General features: G+C 67.3%; 23 protein-coding genes. 16 read left to right on the top strand and 7 right to left on the bottom strand.

The annotated features are described in order from the left end of the window. Positions 1-93: 93 nt before the first annotated feature. From MSB02_RS08355 to cysK, 4 genes are all read right to left on the bottom strand, one after another. Positions 94-2,790 (bottom strand): heavy metal translocating P-type ATPase, encoded by a 2,697-nt coding sequence (locus MSB02_RS08355; protein WP_267194780.1) that lies wholly within the window; start codon positions 2,788-2,790, stop codon positions 94-96. Between the two features lie 22 nt (positions 2,791-2,812). After that, positions 2,813-4,234, bottom strand: coding sequence for an urease accessory protein UreH domain-containing protein (locus MSB02_RS08350; RefSeq protein WP_267194779.1), 1,422 nt, complete (start codon positions 4,232-4,234; stop codon positions 2,813-2,815). A gap of 83 nt (positions 4,235-4,317) precedes the next feature. Further along, positions 4,318-4,662 carry a hypothetical protein gene (locus MSB02_RS08345; RefSeq protein ID WP_267194778.1) on the bottom strand — a complete coding sequence of 115 codons (345 nt, stop codon included), beginning with the start codon at positions 4,660-4,662 and terminating at the stop codon, positions 4,318-4,320. Between the two features lie 78 nt (positions 4,663-4,740). Next, complete coding sequence (cysK, locus tag MSB02_RS08340) at positions 4,741-5,700, bottom strand: cysteine synthase A (RefSeq protein WP_267194777.1); 960 nt, start codon at positions 5,698-5,700, stop codon at positions 4,741-4,743. Positions 5,701-5,855: 155 nt separating this feature from the next. Here cysK and MSB02_RS08335 point away from each other — a divergent pair, with 155 nt between their 5' ends. From MSB02_RS08335 to MSB02_RS08280, 12 genes are all read left to right on the top strand, one after another. Further along, positions 5,856-6,383 (top strand): RNA polymerase sigma factor, encoded by a 528-nt coding sequence (locus MSB02_RS08335; RefSeq protein WP_267194776.1) that lies wholly within the window; start codon positions 5,856-5,858, stop codon positions 6,381-6,383. Continuing rightward, positions 6,383-7,171: an anti-sigma factor family protein gene (locus tag MSB02_RS08330; protein WP_267194775.1), complete on the top strand. Its 789-nt coding sequence runs from the start codon at positions 6,383-6,385 to the stop codon at positions 7,169-7,171. Before MSB02_RS08335 ends, MSB02_RS08330 begins: the two co-directional genes overlap by 1 nt. Positions 7,172-7,217: 46 nt before the next feature. Next, positions 7,218-8,690, top strand: a complete 1,473-nt coding sequence (locus tag MSB02_RS08325) for a nicotinate phosphoribosyltransferase (protein ID WP_267194774.1) — start codon at positions 7,218-7,220, stop codon at positions 8,688-8,690. A 13-nt stretch (positions 8,691-8,703) separates the two neighbouring features. Next, positions 8,704-9,318, top strand: a complete 615-nt coding sequence (gene pncA / locus MSB02_RS08320) for a bifunctional nicotinamidase/pyrazinamidase (protein ID WP_267194773.1) — start codon at positions 8,704-8,706, stop codon at positions 9,316-9,318. Positions 9,319-9,329: 11 nt separating this feature from the next. Beyond that, positions 9,330-9,911, top strand: a complete 582-nt coding sequence (locus MSB02_RS08315) for a flavodoxin family protein (RefSeq protein ID WP_267194772.1) — start codon at positions 9,330-9,332, stop codon at positions 9,909-9,911. Between the two features lie 133 nt (positions 9,912-10,044). Continuing rightward, positions 10,045-10,668, top strand: a complete 624-nt coding sequence (locus MSB02_RS08310; protein WP_267194771.1) for a hypothetical protein — start codon at positions 10,045-10,047, stop codon at positions 10,666-10,668. A gap of 190 nt (positions 10,669-10,858) precedes the next feature. Further along, entirely contained in the window at positions 10,859-11,458 is a 600-nt protein-coding gene (locus tag MSB02_RS08305; protein ID WP_267194770.1) for a TetR/AcrR family transcriptional regulator, read from the top strand. Continuing rightward, positions 11,452-13,530, top strand: coding sequence for an efflux RND transporter permease subunit (locus tag MSB02_RS08300; protein WP_267194769.1), 2,079 nt, complete (start codon positions 11,452-11,454; stop codon positions 13,528-13,530). Before MSB02_RS08305 ends, MSB02_RS08300 begins: the two co-directional genes overlap by 7 nt. 3 nt (positions 13,531-13,533) lie before the next feature. Next, a complete protein-coding gene (locus MSB02_RS08295; RefSeq protein WP_267194768.1) occupies positions 13,534-15,495 on the top strand; it encodes a hypothetical protein in 1,962 nt (653 codons plus the stop codon). Positions 15,496-15,624: 129 nt separating this feature from the next. Beyond that, positions 15,625-16,497: a DegV family protein gene (locus tag MSB02_RS08290; protein WP_267194767.1), complete on the top strand. Its 873-nt coding sequence runs from the start codon at positions 15,625-15,627 to the stop codon at positions 16,495-16,497. Positions 16,498-16,561: 64 nt separating this feature from the next. Beyond that, complete coding sequence (locus MSB02_RS08285; protein WP_267194766.1) at positions 16,562-17,416, top strand: DegV family protein; 855 nt, start codon at positions 16,562-16,564, stop codon at positions 17,414-17,416. 5 nt (positions 17,417-17,421) lie between these two features. Continuing rightward, entirely contained in the window at positions 17,422-18,279 is an 858-nt protein-coding gene (locus MSB02_RS08280; protein WP_267194765.1) for an alpha/beta hydrolase, read from the top strand. A 60-nt stretch (positions 18,280-18,339) separates the two neighbouring features. Here MSB02_RS08280 and MSB02_RS08275 read toward each other — a convergent pair whose 3' ends face one another. Then, positions 18,340-19,689 carry a cyclic 2,3-diphosphoglycerate synthase gene (locus tag MSB02_RS08275; protein ID WP_267194764.1) on the bottom strand — a complete coding sequence of 450 codons (1,350 nt, stop codon included), beginning with the start codon at positions 19,687-19,689 and terminating at the stop codon, positions 18,340-18,342. A 242-nt stretch (positions 19,690-19,931) separates the two neighbouring features. Here MSB02_RS08275 and MSB02_RS08270 point away from each other — a divergent pair, with 242 nt between their 5' ends. The 4 genes from MSB02_RS08270 to MSB02_RS08255 all read left to right on the top strand — a co-directional run bounded on the left by MSB02_RS08270 (position 19,932) and on the right by MSB02_RS08255 (position 23,920). After that, positions 19,932-20,483: a hypothetical protein gene (locus MSB02_RS08270; protein ID WP_267194763.1), complete on the top strand. Its 552-nt coding sequence runs from the start codon at positions 19,932-19,934 to the stop codon at positions 20,481-20,483. Positions 20,484-20,672: 189 nt separating this feature from the next. Beyond that, positions 20,673-21,476: an NYN domain-containing protein gene (locus MSB02_RS08265; protein ID WP_267194762.1), complete on the top strand. Its 804-nt coding sequence runs from the start codon at positions 20,673-20,675 to the stop codon at positions 21,474-21,476. Then, a complete protein-coding gene (locus MSB02_RS08260) occupies positions 21,473-22,591 on the top strand; it encodes a 1-aminocyclopropane-1-carboxylate deaminase/D-cysteine desulfhydrase (RefSeq protein WP_267194761.1) in 1,119 nt (372 codons plus the stop codon). Before MSB02_RS08265 ends, MSB02_RS08260 begins: the two co-directional genes overlap by 4 nt. Positions 22,592-22,606: 15 nt before the next feature. Next, positions 22,607-23,920: a glycosyltransferase gene (locus MSB02_RS08255; RefSeq protein ID WP_267194760.1), complete on the top strand. Its 1,314-nt coding sequence runs from the start codon at positions 22,607-22,609 to the stop codon at positions 23,918-23,920. A gap of 28 nt (positions 23,921-23,948) precedes the next feature. Here the strand turns inward: MSB02_RS08255 and MSB02_RS08250 are convergent, their stop codons facing one another. Both MSB02_RS08250 and MSB02_RS08245 read right to left on the bottom strand, forming a co-directional pair. Further along, positions 23,949-24,143 (bottom strand): ferredoxin, encoded by a 195-nt coding sequence (locus MSB02_RS08250; protein ID WP_267194759.1) that lies wholly within the window; start codon positions 24,141-24,143, stop codon positions 23,949-23,951. A gap of 57 nt (positions 24,144-24,200) precedes the next feature. Beyond that, positions 24,201-24,704, bottom strand: coding sequence for a GNAT family N-acetyltransferase (locus MSB02_RS08245; protein WP_267194758.1), 504 nt, complete (start codon positions 24,702-24,704; stop codon positions 24,201-24,203). Positions 24,705-24,843: the final 139 nt, after the last annotated feature.

The raw sequence follows: 24,843 nt of genomic DNA, 5'->3' as shown, positions 1-24,843 counted from the left end.
GCCGGCGAGGGAGACCTAAGCGATGCCTCCGCAGGCGCGACCTGTGCGCCGAGGACAGCGAGCGTGGTCTACCCTCGCCGGCTCCGGCGTCCACTACTGCGACATGCTCGGCCGGAAACGCCGCAGCATGAGCGAGCTGGTCACGACGCTTACGGACGAGAGCGCCATCGCGGCGCCGGCGAGCTCGGGCTTGAGCAGGCCGAGGGCGGCCACCGGGATGCCGAGCGAGTTGTAGCCGAGCGCCCAGAAGAAGTTCTGGTGGATCTTCCTGATGGTGGCGCGTGAGAGCTCGATGGCCGTCACCACGTCACGCAGGTCGTTCTTGATGAGCACGATACCGCCGGTCTCCATGGCGATGTCGGTGCCTGCGCCCATGGCGATACCCACGTCGGCCTGCGCCAGCGCCGGCGTGTCGTTGATCCCGTCGCCCACCATCGCCACCGTGAGGCCGCGCGCCTGAAGCTTCGCGACCTCCTCGGCCTTGTGCTCGGGGAGCACCTCGGCGAGCACGTGGTCGGGCGCGATGCCCGCCTGCGCCGCGATGGCCTCGGCCGTGCGGCGGTTGTCGCCGGTGATCATGTAGACCTCGACGCCCATCCCGGTGAGTCGCTCCACCGCCTCTTTCGAGTTCTCCTTGAGCGTATCGGCCACCGCGACGATGCCGGCGAGCCTGGCGCCGTCCACGCCAACGAGCATGACCGTCTTGCCCTCACCTTCGAGCGTGTTGATGCGCTCCTCGAAGCGGGCGATGTCGATACCCTCGGCGGCCATCAGGCGCCGGTTGCCGAACGCCACTCGCATGCCGTCGACCGTGCCCTCCACGCCGTGACCGGGCACAGCTGCGAAACCTTCCACCTGAGGCAGGTGCATCGCGCGCTCCTTGGCGTGCGCGATGATCGCCTCGGCCAGCGGATGTTCGCTCCCGCGCTCGAGCGCTGCTGCGAGCATGAATACGCGGTCTGTGTCGTGCCCATCGGCGAGCTCGATGTCGGTCACCACGGGCTTGCCGTGTGTGAGCGTGCCGGTCTTGTCGAAGACGATGGCCTTGATCTTGTACGCGGTTTCGAGCGCTTCACCGCTCTTGATGAGGATGCCGTTCTCGGCACCCTTGCCGGTGCCCACCATGATGGCGGTGGGAGTGGCCAGGCCGAGCGCACAGGGGCACGCGATGACCACGACCGCCGTGCCGGCCAGGAGCGCCTTCACGAACGGGGTCACATCGGCATAGAAGGACGGGTCCGCGAACCTCGGCACCACGAGAAGCCACACGAGGAACGTGAGCACCGCAAGCGCCACGACCACCGGTACGAACACGGCCGAGATGCGGTCGGCGAACCGCTGCACCGGCGCCTTGGAGCCCTGGGCCTCCTCCACGAGCTTCACGATCTGCGCGAGCGCCGTCTCCGCACCGACCTTGGTGGCGCGGAAGCGGAAGGAGCCGAGCTTGTTGAGCGTGGCGCCGATGACGGTGTCGCCCTCGCGCTTCTCCACCGGGATCGACTCGCCGGTGAGCATGGATTCATCCACAGCCGAGGAGCCCTCGGTCACCACGCCGTCCACCGGGACCTTCTCGCCGGGACGCACCACGACGATGTCGCCGGCGAGGACCTGCTCCACGGGTACGTCGACCTCAGCGCCGTCGCGCACCACGCGCGCGGTCTTGGCCTGCAGCCCCATCAGCTTCTTGATGGCGTCGGACGTCCTGCCCTTGGCGCGCGCCTCGAGGAGCTTGCCGAGGATGACGAACGTGAGCAAGAGGGCGCTCGTCTCGAAGAACACCGGCTCGCCCATGAGCGAGGGGACGAAGGTGGCCGCAAGCGAGTAGAAGTACGCCGCCGAGGTGCCGATGGCCACGAGCGTGTCCATGTTGCCGGTGCGACGCTTGAGCGCATGCCAGAAGCCGCGGTAGAACTGCGCCCCGGCGATCAGCTGCACCGGCGTTGCCAGCGCGAAGCTGATGTACTTGAAGACCATCATCGGGTCCCACGTGCCACCCAAGGTCTTGGCGAGCCATTCGGAGACGATGAGCGGTACCGATTCCATGATGGACGGGACCATCAGGAGCAGCAGCGGGATCGAGAACGCGAGTGAGAAGACGAACAGCCGCTTCTGCCCGCGGATGTGCTCCTGCTGCGCCTCACGCTGGGCATCGCCGGCGGTGCCGGGAGCGGCGTCCTCGTCGCGCGGCACGGCGTCGTAGCCCGCCGAGCGTACAGCCGCGACAAGGTCGTCGACCGTGAGCGTATGGGGGTCGTACGCAACGGTGGCGGTCTCGGCGGCAAGGTTCACCACGGCGCTGCCCACGCCGGGCATGCGCTGGAGCGTCCGCTCGATCACCGCCTGGCACGACGAGCACGTCATGCCGATGATGCCGAGCGAGGCGGTTGCGGTGGCTGCGGCCGCGCTTGCCGCCATGATCGCGGGGTCGGGTGCGGGCGGCACCGTGGGGCAGGCACCGGTCTCGCAGGCGTCGGGGGCCTCGGCCTCACCGGTCGCGGTCGCAGCCGGAGGCGGGTCGGCGGATGCGGCGTCGGCAGCCGCCTCGGGCGCCCCCCGCTCGATCTCTTCGAGCGTGACCGCGCCACCGCGGGGCGTGAACCCCGCGGCGACGATGGCCGACTCCACGGATGCGGCGTCCACCGCACCCTCGGCGGAGAACACGGCGAAGCCCTCCTGCGCGTCGGCGGTCAGCACCGTCACGCCGGGTATCGCCGACAGGTTCATCGTGACGAGCCGCTCGCAGGCATGGCAGTGCATGCCGTCGATGGCGACCCGGTAGGTGTGTGTCATGGTCATCTCCAGAGTCCGATCGTTACTCGACGATGATAGTGCCGAACACCATCCGCATGCCGCACGAGAACGAGTACTCGCCGGGCTGCAGCGCGTCGGCCTCGATGCGGATGGTCTTGGGGCCGCCGGTCAGGTCCTCGTAGAAGCCGAGGTCCTCGCTCATCACCTCGGCCATGCAACCGCTTGCCTGCGAGAAGGTGATCTCCGCAGGCACACCCGCTGTCAGGCGGATCACGTTGGGGTCATACCCGTTGGTGACGTCCACGCTCATGCGCTGGACGTCGCCCTCAACGCTCGCGGCGCCCTCGATCGTCTCGTCGGTACCGCTGTTACCGCAGCATGCGCACGCGGGAATGGAGGGTGTCTCAGCCGGTGTGGCCGTGCTCGCCGTCGGCGCGGTCGCGGAGCCGGAGCCTCCGACCACCAGACTGCCGGACATCATGCCCATCCCGCACGTGAGGGTGTACCGGCCGTCCGCGGTCGCCGGGAGTTCCACCACCGTGGTCGCGTTGTCGGCAAGGTCGGCCAGCACGCCGAGCGCGGGCACGGCGAGCTGGTCCGAGCAAGGACTCGACTCGCGCCGGTCCACGATCAGTCGCACGGGAGTGCCGGCCGGGATCGAGAGCGTTTCCGGAACGAAGCGCGTGCCTTCGATCACCAGCGATACCTCGGTCACGCCGTCGGGCGCGATCGCGTACCCGGCGGCGTCCACGCCCTCGCTCTGACCGAAGACGGCGTTGCGTGCGGACTGCAGCGTGACGGGCGAGCCGAGCAGCATGGCGCCGCGGTTCAGGTAGGTCACCCCGAAGACGATCACAACGACCGCGAGCGCCGTCATCATGCGTTCCTTCCACTGGCGGGGAAGGAGACCCGATGCCGTACCGAAGCCGAGCATGAGCGGAGCCGTGCCGAGTCCGAACGCGAACATGGCGACCGCACCGCTCACCGCGCTGCCGCTCGCCGCTGCGTTGAGCTGCGCGGCCATGAGGGGAGCGCACGGCATGAGGCCCGTGAGCAGTCCGAAGGTGACGGGCGTGGCCATGGTTGAGCGCCCGTGCTCCGCGTCATCCACAGCCTTGCGGCGCACGGCCGTGAACGCGCGCAGCAGGAACGCGGGCGGTCTCGGCGTGAGGCGGGCGGCCCAGCGTGCCCGGCCGGTCATGGAAAGCGCGAGCACGATCATGTATGCGCCAGCGATGAGCATGACGTACGGCCGCACGGCATCGAGATCCAGTGCCGAGCCGGCCGCGCCCAGCAGCAGGCCCACGAGCACGTAGCTCGCGATCTTGGCCGCCTGGTAGGCGAGGTTGGGAACCAGGCGCTGGACGACGGTGCCGTCCTCGGCGCCCTTGAGGGCGTAGGTCACCACCATCGGTCCGCACATGGACACGCAGTGGAGGCTGGTGACAAGCCCCAGCATCAAAGACGGGATGAACAGTTCCATAGAGAGCACTCCTCATGTCGAGAGATACGCATACGCATACCCGCGAGCGGCGTCCGGCCGGCTCGCATCGATGAGGGGTGCTGTCAGATCGAGAGACGCATTCCGAGCGGGTCGAGCGGGGGAGGCGACGCCGTGGCTTCCGGTTGCGTCAGGAAGCGGTGGACCTGCACCGGGGCGTCAAGGGGATCGAGGTGCGCGACGACGAGAGCGGGCTCGACCATGTGGCCCTGAAGAGCGGTCGCGTCGTCGTGCGAATGCTTCATCACGATCGACTCGGGGCAGTCGTCGCACGCCGGCATGAAGTCCGAGCACGTCCCGGCGGCCACGTCGCCGCAGTCAGGCATGGCGCACACGGGCGTGGCGGCGCTCACCAACACGACGGCGACGAACACCGTCGTGAGCAACCGTATGATCTGTGCCGCATGCACCATCGTTCCTCGCTGACGCAGGTCCGCGATCCTGAGCGGTGCATATGCAACCGATATGCCAGGAGCGAGCCGTCGTGCTTACGCTCCGTACCCCTCCCACAGAGGAGTGGAGAGGTATCGCTCTCCGGTGGATGGCGCAACCGTCACGACCGTCATGCCATCAGCCTCCGCCATGCGTGCGAGCCTCAGCGCGACAGCGACGTTCGCTCCGGTGGAGATGCCCACCAAGAGACCTTCCTCGGCCGCGAGTCTGCGGGCCATGGAGATGGCGTCGCCGGTGGTGATCGTCTCCACAGAGTCGAGCACAGAGGCATCGAGCACCGAGGGAACGAAGTTGGCGCCGATACCCTGGATGCCGTGAGGAGCCGGCTGGAGCGGCCGTCCGGCGAGGGTCTGAGTGATGATCGGCGACTCCTCGGGCTCCACGGCCACTATCCTGCACCCCGGCCGCCGCTCCCGGAGGTAGCGCCCCGCGCCGGTCACGGTCCCTCCGGTGCCCACGCCGGCCACGAACGCGAAGAGCTGTTGCGCGCCGAGCGCTTCGTCGATCTCGGGCCCCGTGGTCTCGTAGTGGGCGGCGGGACCGGCGGGGTTCTCGAACTGCCGTGTGAGGTGGGCACCGGGTGTGCGCCCGGCGATCGCCTCCGCCTCGGCCACCGCGCCCGCCATACCCTCGGCCGCCGGCGTGAGGACGAGCTCGGCGCCATACGCGGCGAGCAGCGCCCGCCGCTCGCGGGACATCGACTCCGGCATCGTGAGCACGACACGATACCCGCGCGCGGCTCCGATCATGGCCAGCGCCACGCCCGTGTTCCCCGAAGTGGGCTCGATGATGACCGAGCGGCCGGGCTCGATGAGCCCGCGCTCCTCGGCGTCGTCGATCATGGCCCGGGCGATCCGGTCCTTGATCGAACCCCCCGGGTTGCGCGACTCGAGCTTGACCGCCACGCTGGCCGGGAGTCCGGCCGCGATGCGGCTCAGCCGGATGAGCGGCGTGCCGCCTATGGTTCGATCCACGCGGTCGTAGATCCCGGCCATGGTTCCTCCCGGTGGTTGGCGTCGTCCCTCACAGGGTACCCGTGCAGATGGGTGACGTTCAAAGTCATCGTCGGCTCCGGCGTCACCGATGCCGTATGCAAGGGAACCTTCTGGTCGTCCCGGTCATCTAACAGGGTGACCGAGAGGAGGGGATCGTGGAAGACCACGACCTGGTGGCCCGTGCTCAGCAGGGAGACGGGCAGGCGTTCACGCTGCTCGTGCGACGTCACGAGCGGACACTGTACGCGACCGCGTACGCGATGACGAGGTCGCAATGGGACGCGGCGGATGCCGTGCAGGACGCGCTGATGACTGCCCATGCCAAGCTGCGAACGCTGCGTGACCCGGACCGCTTCGGCGCCTGGCTGAGCCGGATACTCGTGAACCGCTGCAACTCGATGCTGCGGTCGCGTACGAGGACGGTGCCGGTGGCCGAGCCTCCCGAGCCCGCCGCCTTCCGCTGGGACGGGCCGGAAGACGGGATGGACCTCATGAATGCGCTCCAGCGGCTGACCCCGGATCACCGCGAGGTCCTCGCCCTCAGGTACTTCCGCGACCTCAAGCTGGAGGACATAGCGCGCGTCCTCGGCTGCCCCGCCGGTACGGTGAAGTCGCGCATCAACCGGGCCCTCGGCGCGATGCGTGCCGAGATGGACCATCCGACCCTTCAGGAGGTGCGCTGATGAACTGCCACGAGGCCATGGACGCCCTTGAGATGTACATCGCGGGAGACCTTGACGAGAGCGAGTCCCTCGACGTCGCCGCCCACCTCGCCACGTGCGACGGATGCGCTGCCGAGTACGAACGCCTGCGCACGCTGATCGGCGGCATGCGGGGTATCGCCGAGTCGTTCGTGCCGGTGGAGCGGTTCGTCGCGCCGGCGCCCGCCACCGTCGCGCGTCGCGCCGGCTGGGGATGGCGTGTCGCCACCGCGGCTGCGGCGCTTCTGGCGGCGGTGTCGGTGAGCGCGCTCACGGTGTCGGCGCTCGCCCGGCAGCTGCCGGTGCCGCTCGCCTCGGAGATCGAGCGCCTGGAGGGTGAGAACGCCGCACTCCAGGAAGAAGTCGATGACCTGACCGTGAGGCTCGAGACCGTCGGCGGGGAAGAGGTGCCGATCGTCGATACGACCCCCGGCGACCTTCCTGCCGAGGTGAACACCGCCGTCCAGACGCTCGCTATGGAGTTCGTGCGGGCTCAGTACGCGGGAGACCTCGAAGCGCTCGCCGCGATGGGGACCGACCGGCTCAAGGCCGACATCGAGGCGCACCCCGAGGACTACCTGCGGGCGCAGGGCGCCGAGATAGTGTTCGCGCAGATGACGGAGGCCGCGCAGACCGACGATGGGACGTATCTCGTCTTCGTGCGGCTGTCGGATTCCGAGGAGTGGACCGACAGCCAGTACCAGGAGGATTTCGAGATCGTGAAGGAGGGCGACCGTTATCTCGTCGATTTCATGGGCATGGACGCCTGAACGCCGCCTCCCGTATCGTAGGGGGACGATACGGGAGGAGCGCTCGATGCACGGAGCCCGCACCGGTCCGCCGGCGATGCTCACGGACCTTTACCAGCTCACGATGGCGCACGCATACCGCGAAGCGGGCGTGGCCGACACGGAGGCGTGCTTCCACCTCTACTTCCGGGGCAACCCCTTCGACGGCGGCTATACGGTCGCGTGTGGTCTCGCCCAGGCGATCGAGTATCTGCAGACCATGCGGTTCGCCGCCGAGGACACCGCGTACCTCTCGACGCTCACGGGCAACGACGGCAGGCCGCTGTTCTCGTCCGGCTTCCTGGAATGGCTCGGCTCGATGCGGTTCGACGCCGACGTGCATGCTGTGCCTGAAGGCACGGTGGTGTTCCCCGGCGAGCCGTTGCTGCGCATCACGGGCCCGGTGACCACGTGTCAGCTCGTTGAGACGACCCTGCTGAACATCATCAATTTCCAGACGCTCATCGCCACCAAGGCCGCGCGTGTGTGCAGGGCGGCCGAGGGAGACCCGGTGCTCGAGTTCGGGCTCCGGCGCGCGCAGGGGCCCGACGGAGGCCTGTCGGCCGGACGGGCGGCGTACATCGGCGGTTGCGCCGGAACGTCGAACGTCCTTACCGGGCAGCGGTACGGGGTCCCGGTGGGCGGCACGCATGCGCACAGTCTCGTGATGCTGTTCGACTCGGAGATCGAGGCGTTCATGGCCTATGCCGAGGCGATGCCGAACAACGCCGTCCTGCTCGTCGACACGTACGACACGCTCGAAGGGGTCCGGAACGCCGTGCGCGCGGGGGAGCGGCTCCGCGAGCTCGGCCACGATCTCGCGGGCATCCGGATCGACTCGGGCGACCTTGCGTGGCTCTCGATACGGGCGCGGGAGATCCTCGACGCCAGCGGCTTCGCGGCCACCCGCATCTACGCCTCTAACGAGCTCGACGAGCACACCATCGAGAGCCTCAAGGAGCAGGGCGCGGCGATCGACGTGTGGGGTGTGGGGACCAAGCTGGTGACCGCATACGACCAGCCCGCACTCGGCGGGGTGTACAAGCTCTCGGCGGTCCGCGAGCCGGGCGGGGAGTGGGAGCCGCGTGTCAAGGTGTCCGAGCAGGCTGCCAAGGTGACGACGCCGGGATTGCTGGGCGTGCGGCGCTTCACCGACGCGGACGGCCGGTTCATCGGCGACATGGTGTACGACGAGCTGGCGCCGCCCGACGCGGAGTGTCTGATGGTGGATCCCGCCGATGCGACGAGACGGACCTCGTACTGTGGCTCCGACTCCTACGACGATCTGCTGGTGCCGGTCTTCGAGGAGGGGGATCTCGTCTACGACGCGCCGGAGATCGAGTCGTCGCGCGCGCGGGCGAGCGAGCAGATCGGGCGGCTCGACCCGAGCCACGTGCGTCTGCTCAATCCGCATGTCTACAAGGTGGGGATGGAGATAGGCCTGTATGAGCGCAAGACGGCGCTCATCCTCAAGGCCCGTGGTTCGGCAGCCGGACGCTAGGAGGGTGAGGGCCGTGCGCGCACTGTTGCTCGTGGACCTGCAGAACGATTTCATGCCGTTCGGCGCGTTGCCGGTGGCCGATGGTGATGCGGTCATACCTGTGGCCAACGCGCTGATGGAGCGGTTCTCTCTCGTGGTGGCCACGCAGGACTGGCACCCGTCGAGCCACGGGAGTTTCGCCTCGAACCATCCCGGTGCATCGCCCGGGGACGTGGTGGACCTCTTCGGCGTCGAGCAGGTCCTTTGGCCCGACCATTGCGTCCAGGGCATGCCGGGAGCCTCGTTCCACTCGGCGCTCGACGTAGGCGGTGTGGACCACGTGATCCGCAAGGGCGCCGACCCGGCGGTGGACAGCTACAGCGCCTTCTTCGACAACGACCACCGAACGGACACGGGATTGGCGGCATTCCTCGAGGAGCGGGTAGCCGAGGACCTCGTGGTCATGGGTCTGGCCACCGATTACTGCGTGAAGGCGACGGTCCTCGACGCGTGCGGTCTCGGCTTCGCGGTGACGGTCATCATCGATGGCTGCCGGGGAGTGGAGATGCAGGATGGTGACAGCGAGCGGGCGTTCGCGCAGATGCGAAGCGCGGGAGCCCGTACGATCGCCCTGGCGGATCTGATCTGAGGAGGACACTCATGAAGGTGGTAGCGATAGCGGGTAGCCCGCGCAAGAACGGCAACACGGCCCGGATGCTCCGACGCGTGTTGGCTTCCCTCGAGGCCGAGGGCGTGGAGACCGAGCTGATCGAACTGGCAGGGAAGAAGGCGCAGGGGTGCACCGCATGCCTCAAGTGCCGAGAGCGCAAGGATCGGCGGTGTCATGGCCGCAACGACGCCATCAACGAGTGCATCGCCAAGGTTGACGAGGCGGACGGCGTGATCGTGGGCTCGCCAGTGTACTTCGCGGACATATCTGCCGAGACGAAAGCGCTCATAGACCGATTGGGCTATGTGGCGGGCGCCAATCCGGGCATGCTGGAACGGAAGGTCGCCGCCGCGGTGGTCGCGGAGCGACGCGCCGGCGCCGTCCACGCGTTCGACTCGATCATGCACATGTTCCTCATCCGCCAGATGATCATCGCCGGATCCACGTACTGGAACCTTGGCATCGGTGGACTGCCGGGCGACGTGGAGGAAGACGAAGAGGGCATGAGGACGATGGACACGCTCGGCAGGAACATGGCGTGGCTGTTGGAGCACACGGCGGCACACCGCTAAGAACCCGCCCATCGTCGACGCGTGTCATCTGTCACGGGCACGCCGTCCGTCATCTCGGGCTTCTGGACCCGGACACGGCAGCCGATATCACCACCAGGGGCATATGAGGGACTGACCTGTGTGGAGGTGTCGGATGAGACGGATACTGACGACGGCGCTCGCTCTCTCGCTCGCTTTCGCGATGCTGCTGCCGGCGACAGCCATGGCTGGCCGTGGCGGCGTCCCGTCGAGCGAGAACGGCAAAGGGGCTGCGGCTGCGAAGGCGGATCGCGATGTCGAGGAGAAGGGCGCTCGCGGCAAAGACGTGAGCGAGGCGGCTCGAGGCGAAGAACCGCGCGGGAACGGTCGCGCGGTTGCCGGCGCCAACGCGGGCGGCTCCGAGGAGGAAGCCCCCGGTGACGGTGAGACCGTGCAGGATCGGGAGCGGGTCCGGAGCCAGGAGGCTTCGGGTACCGTGTCGATGAAGCGGACGGGGATCGCCAACGCGCTCGACCGTCTCCAGGCCAACCTCGCGAGGATGCAGGAGGACCTGGACGCGGGGACCCGCGATTCGCTGCCGCCCGGACTGCAGAGGGTCATCGCCAAGTTCATGTCGTGGCTGGGTATCGAGGCTCCCGACGAGTCGCCGCTTCCGGATGACGGGGACGGCTCCGAGGAGACGAGCGGTACCGTGGAGACGAGCATCACCGTGCAGCCCGACGATGGCTCCGGTGACGGTGGAGAGACAGAGGGGGATGCGGCTCCTGAGAACATGTGAGCCGTACGACCTCGGGTATGGAGGCCGGTGTCCCGCGAGGGCGCCGGCCTCCATGTGTGTGACCGGCTCGCCGACGTCTGGCGGAGGCGGAGACCCCTTCGGGACCGACCGTGCCTTGACGCGGTCCGAGGCGGTCTGCGAAGGTACTGACTGAACGTTCAGTCAGTACCTTCGCCCCAGGGAGCGATCCATGGCACCCGACGGTCTCTCCGCACGTGAGCGCATACTCGGCACGGCAGGCGAGCTCTTCGCCGACCGCGGCTACAACGGCGTGTCCATCGCGGACATCGCTGCCGCCAGCGGTATCTCCACCGGCCTTGTGTACTACCACTTCAAGGACAAGGAGAGCCTCTATGAGAGCGTGGTGAGGGCGGGGCTCCACCTGCTTGAGGAGACAGCCGTCGGCACGCTCGGCGTGGAGGGGCATCCCACCGACCGGCTCCAGTCGTTCATCCACTCCTACATGACCCTCCTCGAAGGCCACCCTGCACTCATGCGTCTGCTCATCCGGAGCGTCACCGATGTCAGCAGCCCCGCTCCGGGACAAGTGCTCACGCGCAGCGCCGTGACGATCGACCGGCTTCAGTCGGTGATCGAAGAGGGCGTCACGTCGGGCGAGTTCAGGCCGGTCGACACCCACCTCGCGGCGACGGCGCTGTTCGCTCTCGTCAACACCCTGATCACCGCTCGCGTCCTCGACACGCCTCTCGGCCAGACGGGTGGCGCATCGATCGAGGAACGCGCCCGGTCCATGACCGGGCTGTTCCTGGAAGGGATCCGCGCATGCTGAGGATCGCTCAGACGATCGTCCGGGGCCGCAGGGCGGTCATGGCCATCACCGCGTTGCTGGTGATCGCCGGCATCTGGGGCATGATGAACAACCGCATCAACTACGACCTCATGTCGTACCTGCCCGCCGACCTGGATTCGATGCAGGGTCTGGAGATCGTGGACGAGGAGTTCGCCCTCGGCACCATGGTGCAGATCATGGTGTACGACGAGAGCGACGCCACGGTGGATGCGATCGCCGAACGGATACGCGAGGTCGAGGGCGTGAAGGCCGTGCACTGGGTCACCGATCTGGCGCCCGTGACGCAGCCCACGGAGTTCCGTGACGAAGAGGTGGTGTCGAACTACTACGCCGAGGGAGGCACGCTGCTCCAGGTAGCGTTCGACGGAGGCTCCAACGACCCGCACGTGAAGGAGGCCATCAGGCAGATACGCGACCTGCTGGACGGCTACGACACGCTGCTCACCGGGCACCAGCAGCTGGAGCTCGAAGAGGTGATGAGCCAGGACACGGTGCGGTTCGCGCTCGCGGCTCTCGTGCTCGTCACGATCGTGTTGCTGCTGACGATCCCGTCGATCGTGGTGCCGCTGCTCTTCGTGCTCACCATCGGCGCCGCTGTGGTGCTCAACCTGGGACTGTCGCACTACCTCGACCAACAGATGTCGTACATTACAGGCGTGATCGTCTTCGCACTGCAGTTCGCTGTCACCATGGACTACGCGCTCTTCCTGTACCACCGCTTCGATGAGGAGCGCCGTCGCTCCGAGCCCGAAGAGGCGATGATCACCGCGGTGGCCACGACGTTCAAGTCGATCTCGGCCGCGGCCATCACGACGTTCGCGGGCTTCCTGGCGCTGATGGTGATGCACCTCGGTTTCGGCGAGGACCTCGGCGTCACGCTGGCACGGGGTGTCCTGATCACCCTCGTGGCGGTGGTGACGCTGCTGCCCGCTCTGATCCTCACCGCGCTTCCCCTCATCGACCGGATCAGGCACAAGACCCCGTCGTTCGACTTCTCCAGGCTCGGCCACTTCATCGCGAAGCACGCAGGCGTTGTGTCGGTGGTGGGACTGCTGCTCTTCGTGCCGGCTCTCTGGGCGAACTCGCAGATATCCATCACGTACGACCTCAACACGAGCCTTCCGCACGACATGCCGTCGGTGCAGGCCGACGAGGCCATCTCGGAGGCATTCGGCCGGGAGGGCACCATGATCGTCGCCCTCGAGGATACGGGCAGCGCTGTGGACCTCGAGCGGCTGAGCGACCGGTTGGAGGGCGTCGAGGGGGTCACACGGGCCTTCGGGTACGGGTCCCTCGTGGATCCGCGGATCCCCGTCGAGTTCGTGCCAGCGGAGGCGCGGGAGTCCTTCTTCTCGGGCGGCTACACATACCTCACGCTGGACGTCTCATACGACATGGCCGACCCGCGGCTCACCGAGACGATCGAGGCCGTGCGTGCGGTGTCCGATGAGGAGTGGCCGGGCGCGTCGTACGTCACGGGGCAGTCGGTCCTGATGAACGACATGGAGCGGGTGTCCGAGGGCGACGACGTGCGCATCAACCTCATCTCGATCGTGGCGATCGTGGTGATCATCGGCATCGCGTTCAAGTCGGTGGCCATCCCGGTGGCGTTGGTGGCGGTGATCCAGCTTGCGATCCTCGTCAACCAGGGCTTCGAGGCGTTCGGCGGCGGCGAGCTCATCTTCGTCTCATCGCTCGCGATCGGAGCCATCCAGCTCGGCGCGACCGTCGATTACGCGATCCTCATCACCACGCGCTACGAAGAGGAACTCAAGCGTACGCGGGACAGGGTGGAGGCCATCACGGTCGCCGTGTCCGAGTCGAGCCAGTCCATCCTGGTGAGCGCTTCAACGATGTTCGCGGCGACGATCGCGCTCGCCGTGATGTCGAGCATCGGGATCATCTCGTCGCTCACGATGCTCATCGCCCGCGGTGCGCTGGTGAGCTTCTTCGTCGTGCTGGTGATCCTGCCCGCGATCCTTGTCGTCGGGCAACCGTTGTACGAACGGCTCAGCATCGGCTGGCCGCGTCATACCGTGAAGGGTGAGTAGCACATGGCACAGCCCCTGAAGATCGTCCGCGTGACCCGCCGGGCCTCCGTCGTCGCGGTGCTGACGGCCGTGACGCTGATGTCCGCCGCGGTAGCCTCATCGGCTCCGGCGCCGGGCGTTCCTGATTCGCTGGTGGACAACGAGACGGTGTACGTGGTCGCCGACGCGTCCGGCACGCCGCAGACCGCGGTCGTCGTCGATTGGCTGCAAGTCGAGGGACACGGCACGTTCGAGATCGCCGATCCTGCGCCGGACGCTGGGGCGATAGAGTCGCTCACCGACGGCTTCGACCCCGTGAAGAGCGGTGATACCGTGGCCGCCACGGTGGACGTGGACGGATACGGCGACTTCTTCTACCGCGCCGAGACCGACGCCCCTCTGCCGATCGATATCTCCGTCACCTACGTCCTCGATGGCGAGGAGATGGCGCCGGACGAGATCGCGGGTAAGAGCGGCCGTCTCCGCATCGAGTTCGAGGTCGTGAACCGTCTCGAGCGCACCGAGGTCGTCGAGTACCTGGATGCCGACGGCGCCCCGGCGTCGTCCGAGGTCACCTACACCGTGCCGCTCTTGTGTATCCCGCAACTCGAACTCGACGGCACGCGTATGACAGGCGTCGTGCCTCCGGAGGGGTCGCAGCTCGCCATCGCGGGCCAGACGATGACGTACGCCATCCCGATGATGCCGATGCCCGAGGCTTCGGTGGCGATCGAGATGGACGCGCGCGACATCGAGTTGGCGCCCACGATCGTCTCGGTGTTCCCCTCGCTCTCCGCCTCGCCCGATTTCTCCATGGTCGACGAGCTCGTGCAGTTGCGCGACTCGTTGTCGCTTCTGGAGGAGCTGTCGTCGGGGCACCGCACGGTGGCGCAACGCATCAGCGGCGAGCTGGCCGCGTACGACCTCTCGTCGATGACGGACGCTGCCGACGGCCTGAGCGCGCTCCGGAGCGGACTTGATGAGTTGACCGTCGGCGCGGAAGGTCTCGCGCAGCTCTCGGCCGGTCAGTATGCCTATCTCGATGGTGTGATCGGGTCGATCGATACGTCGCAGTTCGACCAGCTCGGACAGCTGGGCGTGGCGATCTCCGACATGCGGGCGGCCGCGTCACAGCTTGAGACAGGCACCGCCGGCCTGGTGACGCTTCTCGATGGCCAGATCGCCCTGGCCGAGTCGGTGAAGGCTTCCAACGCCGGTCTGTTGGCCGAGGCATCGGGATACGCAGCCGAGTATGGCGCGTACAGCACCGACGCCACGGCGCTCGCGGCGGCCGGCGACTTCGCGAGCCTTGCGAGCGGGCTCGGCGCGCAGGACCACCTGCTGGGCATCCTGCTCGACGGCGGCGACCCGGACGGCCCGGGACCACAGCCGGCGATGCCCGGACTCCGCGATGCGCGCGACTCGCTCGCGCAGATCCGTGACGGACTCACCGGGCTGCGGCAAGGACTTGAGGCCCTGGAGGCACAGGCGGGGTCGCTGAGCGCGGTCCCCGGAGCATTCGAGCAGATGAAAGGCGCGTTGATCGTCTTGCGCGACGGCGGTGACCCCGACGGCGCCGGACCCGCGCCGGTGATGCCGGGCCTGGAGGCCACCAGGGACGGCCTTGCCGGGCTGGCCGACGGTATCGGTCAGGCCGCGGCGGGGCTCGCCGGCTCGTCCGGCCAGTTCGAGATGCTCGATGAGGTGCCCGCGATGATGGCCGAGCTGCAGTCGGTCCTGAGCGCGCTGGCCGATGGCGGGACGGTGGAAGGCTCCGAGCTGCCGGGGATCGATACGACGATCGGGGCGCTTGATGAGATGGGCGCAGGCCTCGGTGACGGTATCGCCGAGGCGAGGGAGGGCGAAGCGCTCACGGACGCCATGAAGCGTGCGGCAGACGGCTACACGTCGTTCCTGGGGTCACCCGATGGCGCCGTGGGACGCCTCAGTTTCCTGTTCAAGATCGACGGGGTGTCGGCGCCTTAGTCTCGGCGTGGCACTCTCCAGTGCGGCATGCGGCTCCCTGCCGGACCCTCGGCAGGGAGCCGTCGCACGCCCGTGTGTACGTGGTAGTCTGTGCGGGCATGGTCCCGCTGTCCCGGGGAGGAGCCGCTCGTGGACGTGAAGGTGATCACCGACAGCACGTCGTACATCCCGCGTGCTCAGCGCGAATCGCTCGATATCGGCGTCACGACACTCTCGTCGCTTCTCGATGGTGTGACATACCCCGACGATCCTAACGACTGCTCGGCCTTCTATGCGGCGCTCGCAGCGTCGGATTCGTTTCCAACGACATCGCAGCCGGTGGTGCAGGATGTCGTGGACATGATGGAGGGGCGCGTGAAGGCGGGTCATGCGGTGGTAGGCGTCTTCATCTCGGAGCGCATGAGCGGTACATACTCCACGGCGCTGCTCGCGCGTGACATGGTCCTTGAGCGGTATCCCGACGCCCGGATCGAGGTGGTGGACGGGATGAGCAACTGCATGGAGCTCGGGTACGCGGTGCTCGCAGCAGCCGAGAAGGCCGCCGACGGCGGGAATGCCGCCGAGGTTGCGGAAGCGGCTCACGAGCGCACGCTCCACACGAGATTCCTCTTCACGCCCCTCACGCTCGAGTATCTGCGCCGTGGCGGGAGGATCGGGAACGCGCAGTCCCTGCTGGCGACGCTCCTGCAGATCAAGCCCATCCTCACCGTGGCCGACGGTGTCACCGATACCTTCGCCAAGGTGCGCACCGTTCAGAAGGCGCACGACATGATAGTGGACACGTTCGTGAGCGACATCCGCGAGAAGGGCGGTCTGGGTGGCGTCTGTGTGCATCACATCAACGACCCGGCTGCCGGACAGCGGTTCGCGGACCGCATCGCTGAAGTCGCCGACAGACCGGTCGACCTGATCGACATCGGTCCGGTGATCGGCACGCATGTGGGCCCGGGAACGGTCGGCGTCGTCTACTATACGAATGGCCCGATGCACAAGTCGGGCTGAGCCATGCATGTACCGCACGCGGTCCCGGGGGTGGACCGCGCCAATACGCTGTAGGGAGCACGCCGTGCTACTCATCGACACCTGCTCGGATCTGCCGGCCGGACTCGCCGAGGAGCTCGGCGTCGAGGTCCTGCACTTTCCGTATACGTTCGGAGGCGTCGAGCTCCGGGATGACTTCGGCCGCACCCAGTCGCACCGCGAGTTCTACACCGCGATGCGGGAGGGCGAGCATCCCACCACGATCCAGGTCCCTCGTCAGACGTTCATCGACGTGTTCACCCGGTACGCGTCCGCCGGAGAGCCCATCATGTACATCGGCTTCTCCTCGGCGTTGTCGGGCACCTTCGACACCGCCTGGGTGGCGCGCAGGGAGGTCCTGGAACAGTATCCCGATGCGGACATCAGGCTGGTGGACACCAAGGCGGCCGCGGTGGCGGAGGGCCTTCTCGTCTACGAGGCCGCCAGGCGCTGGCGCGATGGTATGGACTTCGATGCTCTCGAGTCGTGGATCGCCGCGCAGCGTCCCCGCCTCAACGGCTGGTTCATCGTGGACGACCTTGAGACTCTGAGGCGTGGGGGACGGCTCAACGGGGCCGTTGCCGCCGCCGGCACGCTGCTCGACGTGAAGCCGCTTCTGCACGTGACGAGCGATGGGCGCCTCGAGCTCAAGCGGTCGATCCGTGGCCGAGCGAAGTCGATGCGCGCGCTCGCCGACCTGGTTGCCGAGCGGGCGGTCGACCCGTCATCGCAGACGATCGCGGTGGCGCACGCCGACGTCCCCGACGACGCCGACCGGCTGAAAGCCCTGATCGCGGAACGCGTTGATGTCGCCGACGTCATGACCATGCAGACAGGCCCCGTGATCGGCGCGCATACCGGACCGGGCATGCTTGCGGTGGTGTTCTGGGGGGAGGCGTAGGCAGGGTGGCTTCCCGGGCGTGGGAGATCGCGGAACGGCTCTCGCTCCCGCTGCTGTACGCGGAGCTCAGGGCTCGCGGCTCCGGGGCGGCTTCCGCCTTCACGGAGGAGACGCTGTCGTTCGGCCCTTCGGCGGAGCAGCATGTCCTGCTCGTGTGCCCTCGGAACGTTCGCCCCGGTGCGCCGCTCGTCTACTTCTTGCACGGTGGAAGCTGGCGGCATGGCTCCCCGGGCGACTTCAGGGCCGTGGGCAGGTTCCTCGCGCGTAACGGCTATGTCACCGCGCTCGGCGGGTACCGCCTCCTCCCTGGCTCGGTGTTCCCCGCACAGCTGCACGACGCGGTGGACGGGATGGCTGAGGCGGTGCGTCATCTCAAGGATACGGGCCGCCCGCCGGCAGCCGTGGTGCTCGCCGGCCAGTCGGCGGGAGCGCATCTTGCCGCGCTGGCGGCCTTCGACGTGGAGACCCGGCGAAGCCGGGGGCTCGGCGACCTGCCGCTGTCGGGTGTCCTTGCCGTCAGCGGTGTCCTCGACCTGGAGGTGCTGTGTCCGGATCGATCGGCGTGCCCTCTGGTGCGGGATCTCATGGGCGGGGATGACGGGTGGGAGTGCGCCGACCCCGCCCGGTTCGTGCACGGTGGCCCCATGATCCCCGTGCTTGCGCTTCACGGCTCTCGTGATCCGCTCGTGCCCGTGGAGGTGGCGGCGTCGTTCGTGTTACGCGCCAATGGGGCCGAGGGGGACCATGCTGTCTTCGCAGCCGACCCGAAGGGTCACCACTCGGACCTCATCAGGGTCTTCTTCGGCACATCTTCTCTGACGCCGACGATGCTCGCATGGCTCGAGGACGTGACAGCGCCCTGACAGCACACGAACGGCCGACATGTGCCGGCCGTTCGTGGAGTCGACGCCGCAACGCGTGTGTCAGCGCACCATCGGCTTCGTCTTGAGGCTGAATTTCGTGCAGAACATCTCGATGACATGCGAAAGGGGGAGGCTCGTGCCCCGCTCGGCGATGCTGTACCGGGCCCGGACGGAGGGCTTGCCCAGGTCCAGCAGGCGGGAGAGGTCGACAGGGGTGGCCACAAGCACGACGTCGGCATCGCAGGCCTGTACCGTTGCCTCGAGATCGGCGAGCTGGTCTTCGGAGTAGCCCATGGCGGGAAGCACCTCGGTGAGGTGCGGGAACTTGTCGAGCGTGGCCTTGATGCTGCGCACGGCGAACGGACGCGGGTCCACGAGCTCGGCCGCGCCGGAGCGCCTGGCGGCTACCGCGCCGGCACCGTAGGGCATGCCGCCGTGGGTCACGGTGGGGCCGTCCTCGATCACGAGCACGCGCTTGCCTTCGAGCGCGGAGGTGTCCACGTCGATCACCGAGTCGGTCTCTATCACTATCGCTGTGGGGTTGTGTTCGAGCGCGGCGGCCCGCACGGCGGCCACGTCGTCGGGATCGGCGCTGTCGACCTTGTTGATCACGAGCACCGTGGCGCGCAGGAAGTTGGCCTCCCCGGGATGATATAGGCGCTCGTGGCCGGCCCGGTGAGGGTCGAGCGCGACGATCTCAAGGTCTGAGCGGTAGAAGGGGAGGTCGTTGTTCCCTCCATCCCAGACGATCACATCCGCCTCTTTCTCGGCCTCACGCAGGATGCGCTCATAGTCGACGCCCGCCATCACCACGGCGCCTTCCTCGATGAGCGGTTCGTACTCCTCGCGCTCCTCGATGGTGCAGCCGAGCCGGTCGAGGTCCTCGAGTGAGGCGTAGCGCTCCACCGCCATGGCGGTGAGGTCGCGGTATGGCATGGGATGTCGGATATCCACGGCCTTGAGGCCGCGTTCACGGAGCAGCTTGAAGAGGTGACGGCTGATGCCGCTCTTGCCCACGCCGGTACGGACGGCGCACACGGAGATGACAGGCTTGGTGGAGGGGATCATCGTCGGTTCCGCGCCAAGAAGGGTGAAGTCCGCCCCCGCGGCTATGACCGCCTGGGCGTGATGCATGACGTACTCGTGGCTCACGTCGCTGTAGGCGAAGACCACCTCGTCAACGTCCTCTTCCGCGATCAGGTCGAGCAGGCGGCTCTCGGGGACTATCCCGATGCCGTCGGGGTACCGGGGTCCGGCGAGGTCTGCGGGGAAGGTCCGAGAGTCGATGCCCGGGATCTGTGTCGCGGTGAACGCCACCACGCGTACGGTCTCATCGTCGCGGTACCGGACGAGGAAGTCGTGGAAGTCGCGTCCCGCGGCCCCCATGATCACGATGCGTCGTTCGGACATCTCGGCTCCAATCAGTATGCGGAACAGTACTCAGATTATGCACCACCGGAGTGGTGCGCACACCGCTGAAGGGCATCCTCATCGTGGGCGCAGGTCTGTGGCGCCGTGCCTGTCTGCGCGATGTTCACGTGAGGCGCGCTTCGCGTTCACATCTTCTTCAAACCCCCCGGTGATACTCATCACTGTAAGGCATCAACCGATGCCGTGCCGTATCATCGAGAACACCGTAGGAGGTGTGCACTGTGAAGAAGGGTAAGACACTCGCACTTGTAGCGCTCGGCCTGACGGCCGGGCTCGTACTGGGCAGCGTCGGCGTCTCGTACGCCGCGACCGACACGGAGAGCACGAGTCCGGTCGTGTGCGCCGGGGCGAGGATGGGGCAGTCCATCCGCGACGCAGGCGCCAGGCTCATCGATATCGTGGCCGACCTGACCGGTCTCCCGGTCGAGGATGTCCAGGCTGAGCGCGCGGAAGGCGCTTCGGTGGCTGACATCGCCGAGGCCAACGGCGTTGCCACGGAAGACGTCGTAGCCAAGGCGCTTGATGAGCGCAAGGCGATCCTCGACGCGAAGGTCGCTGACGGCACGATCTCCCAGGAGCAGGCCGACCTGGCCTACGACCGGATGACCGAGCGCCTGAGCGACCGCGTGACCACCGATGAGACCGGTCGTCCCGAATGGGCCGGCCAGGGCGGCGGCATGGGCGGCGGTCAGGGTGGCCGTGGCGGCATGGGCGCCGGCGGTGGCCAGGGTGGCATGGGTCTGCGTGACGGCTCCTGCGCCACGACGCTGTAACGCGTGACGGATCCGCGCCGTCCTCTGGCGCTACGCATGGCACTGATGATGGGCGGTCCCACCGGGGCCGCCCATCAGCGTGTGCGGGTGACACCAACGGAGGCGCTTCGTCTTCGCCATGTCCTACCCGGCCACGTGTGTGGCATGATTGGGGTGCACGTTGGATCCTGAGGGGAAGGTCGTGCCTCCATGGCCGATGAATCACACTCGCTCGCAGTCTTGATCGACTTCGAGAACCTGGCGCTCGGCATAGAGCGTCCGTCCGGCAAGCCGTCTTCGGGACGGACGTCCCGCGTGAAGAAGACCACTGACACCTTCGACATCAAGCTGGTTCTCGAGCGGCTGGTGGAGAAGGGCAAGGTCATCGTCAAGCGCGCCTATGCGGACTGGGGGCGCTTCAACTCGTACCGCGAGGTCATGCACGACTCGGGGATCCAGATGATGGAGATCCCCGAGAGAGGGAAGACCGGCAAGAACCATGCGGACATACAACTCTGCGTGGATGCGATGGACATGTGCTACAGCAAGGAGCATATCGACACGTTCGTGATCGTGTCGGGCGACTCCGACTTCACGCCGCTCGTCTCCAAGCTCAAGGAGAACGGCAAGAGTGTGATCGGTCTCGGCATCAAGGACTCCACGAGCGACCTGCTCGCCGCCAGCTGCGATGAGTTCATCTACTACGAGGATATCGTGAAAGGTCCCGCCAAGCCGCCGGTCCCTGTTGCTGACATCCCGCGGACGAAGCGCCCAGCGATGAACCTCATGATCGAGGCGGTCCAGGCGCTGCAGCGCGAGAACAAGGACGTCATGCTCGCCTCGATGGTCAAGGACACCATGCGCCGCAAGCAGCCGCAGTTCTCCGAGTCGAGCTACGGGTACAGGTCGTTCTCCGAGTTCCTGCAGGACGCGGAGCGGATGGGGATCATCACGCTCAGAGCCGACCAGCGCTCGGGGACGTGGGTCGTGGTCGGATTCGCGGAGAAACGATGACGATCCTCTCCGGCCCGAGCGCACACCCGCTCTTCTCCCGCTGCCCCGCGCTGCGGGAGTCGCTGCCGCACGTGCCACTTGGCACGTTCCCTACGCCCGTGGAGCGGCACGACGAGCTTGCGGCGCGCCTGGGCGTGGGCGAGCTGTGGGTCAAGCGCGATGACCTCTCGGGCGAGATCTACGGCGGCAACAAGGTCCGTAAGCTGGAGGTCCTTCTGGCCGACGCGCTTCGCACAGGCGCGACAGAGGTCGTGACCTTCGGGGCCGCGGGTTCGAACCACGCTCTCGCTACCGCCGTCTACGGCAAACGGCTAGGGCTGTCCGTGGACCTGTTCCTCACGCCGCAGCCCGCTTCCGACCACGTCCGCCGCAACCTCCTGCTCGACGACGTGTTCGGCGCGCGCCTTCATCACGCTGCTGACGCCGGGGAGGCGGCGAGCGCCGCTGCCGCGCACGTGGCCAAGCGCACGGCAGAGACCGGTGTGGCACCGTATGTGATCCCGTACGGCGGCACCAATGCGCTCTCGGTCACCGGGATGATCGACGCCGGGCTGGAGCTCGTGATGCAGTCGTTCCAGGGTGAACTGCCTGAGCCGGATCTGGTCTATGTGGCAGCGGGCTCGATGGGGACCGCAGCCGGTATCGCTGTCGGCCTGGCGGCAGGTGGCTGTGAGGCTGAGGTTCGGGCGGTGCGCGTCACCCCGCCGGAGGTGGCCTCCCAGCAGGGCCTCGATTCGCTGATCGCCGAGGTGCAGGATCTCGTATGCGCGATGGATGGCTCGTGCGGCTGCACCGTTGAGATCGAGCCGAAGGCGCGTTTGCTGGAAGGGTTCTACGGCGACGGGTATGGGGAGCCTCTTGAGGCCGCCAGTGCGGCAATCGAACTCGGCCGCACGGCCGGCCTGGTCCTCGACGCCACGTACACAGGGCGGGCGTTCGCGGCGCTGATGGCGGATGCCGCCACGGGTGATCTCACGGATACGCGTGTGCTGTTCTGGAACACCTTCGATTCCCACGACTTCTCGGCCGTCACAGAAGGTCGAGATCCTGACTCGCTGCCGACGGCGTTCGGCGGGTACTTCGCGGACGGCGCCGGAGCGGCTCCCCGCACCTAGGCTGGTGACGCATCGATGCGGATAGCGGTGTTCACCGACACGTATCTGCCCGAGGTCAACGGCGCGGTCACGAGCATCGATTCTCACTCCCGCCTGCTCGGCGCCAGGGGCCATCAGGTGCTCATCATCTGCCCCAAGTACCGCAGACCGATCCTGCACGTTGTGCCGCACGTGCAGATCAAGCGCTACCGGAGTCTCAGCGTCTCATCGAACCGCGCGACACGTCTCGCGCTCCCGTCGATGGCCTCGGTCGCGGCGACGCTGCGGCGTTTCGACCCCGATGTCGTGCACATCCACACACCCCTTTCGGTGGGCGTGGTGGGTCTTGCGACCGCCCGCATGATGCGGCTCCCGATAGTGGAGACCTACCACACGTACATCCCCGACTTCATGCAGTACGTGGAGCTGCACCGGCTGCTGCGCCTCGACAGTCTTCAGGATCGCATCGTCGACTCGCTGGTGTTCGAGCGGATGTTCGAGTCGGGCATGTTCCACACGCTTGCCTCGCTCATCAGCGGAGGAGACCGGGCGATCGAGGAGGTCGCGGCCGTTGCGGAGGACGTGCGGGGCGGACTCGAGCGCGATCAGTCTCCAGAGCTGTCGACACGCTTCGCCTGGCAGTTCACACGAACCGTGTACAACCGCGCCGACCTGGTGCTCACGCCGTCGCTCACGCTGAAACGCGAGTTGGAAGAGCACGGTGTCACCGTTCCCGTGGAGTACCTCAGCAACGGTATCGACGACTCCACCGTGGCATCCAAGCTCTCCTACGCTCCCGCAGGGCGACTCCTGCATGCTGGGCGACTCGGGTTCGAGAAGAACGTCGACGTGGTGGTGGAGGCGTTCGCGCGGCTGTTGGCGCGGCGTCCGGAGTACACGCTCGACATCGTGGGAGACGGCCCGGCAAAGGACCACATCGAGCGACTCGCGGCGCGGCTCGGGGTGGGGGACCGTGTACGGATGCGCGGCTTCATGGACCGCGCTGCTCTCGGCAGGATCTACCGCGATTACGACGCGTTCCTCACGGCCAGTACGATCGAGACGCAGGGGATCGTCCTGCTCGAGGCGATGGCGGCCGGGCTGCCTATCGTGGCTGTGCGCGCGCTCGCCGTGCCTGAGCTCGTGGGCGAGGGGAGGGCCGGCGTGCTGGTGCAGCCCGGTGACGTGGACGGGTTCGCCGATGCGCTCGACGGGTTGCTGGGCGACGAGGCTCTTCGCTCGCGCATGGGGGCGGCGGGACAGACCGACGTCAAGAAGCACGCGCTGCCTTCGATCGTCACGCGTCTCGAGCAGATCTACGCCGAGGTCTCCGGCCGACGCTCCGGGTAGTCCGGCGTGGCGGTCAGGCGTTGGAGACTCAGACGGCCGTCACGCTGATCGCGGCCACGGGGCAGAGTTCCACGCAGGCCTCGATGTCGGGGTAGGTCTCGGCAGGCGGGTCATCATCGATCACCATGGCGAGACCGTCCTCGCCCATCCGGAACACCTCCGGGCAGGTGTCTTCGCACAACCCACAACCGATGCACAGATCGCGGTCCACGATGGCCTTCACAGGACGCCTCCTTCCCGTGGCTTCTCCTTCACCACAGTGTGTCCCCTGTTCGCGCCCCTACGACGCGTCCGGAGTGCAGACGATGTACTCCCATGTGGCCACGTCGAGCCACCGGTCGAACTTCCGGCCCACTTCGTGCATCGTTCCCACGTACGCGAAATCGAGCGCGCGCACCATCTCTATGCTCGGCGTGTTCTCGGTGCAGATCCGGGCGAGGAGGACATGGATCTGTGCCGACTCGGCTCTCTCGATCAAGGCTGCGGTGATAGAGCGGCCGATGCCACGCTTCCGGAACGCCTCATCCACGTACACCGACAGTTCGACCGTTGCGGCGTACGCCCGGCGCTCGGAATAGGGCGACAGTGCGCCCCATCCGGCCACTACGCCATCGGCTTCGCACACGAGCACCGGGTGCACCGGGGAGCGGGCTTTCAACCAGCGCTCACGGTCCTCGGCGCTGACCGGCTCGACATCGAAGCTGGCGGTGGTGGTGAGGACCGCGCGGCTGTAGATCGAGGCGATCGCGCCAGCGTCCGCGATGGTGGCGTCACGTATCAGCATCTATCCCATCCAATCCACGGCCGACGTGGGTATCCTACGGCAACGGACGCCCGGCGTCAGGTCGAGGAGAGCCGCCCCTTCGTGGACGCTCATCGGCGGGTGCCGTACACTATCACTTCCGTCGAGCCGGGGGGTCGTA

Origin of the sequence: Anaerosoma tenue (assembly GCF_023161965.1) — a bacterium.
GTDB lineage: Bacteria > Actinomycetota > Coriobacteriia > Anaerosomatales > Anaerosomataceae > Anaerosoma > Anaerosoma tenue.
The sequence above is the reverse complement of the archived record's forward strand: the minus strand, read 5'-3'. Positions and strand labels throughout refer to the sequence as shown.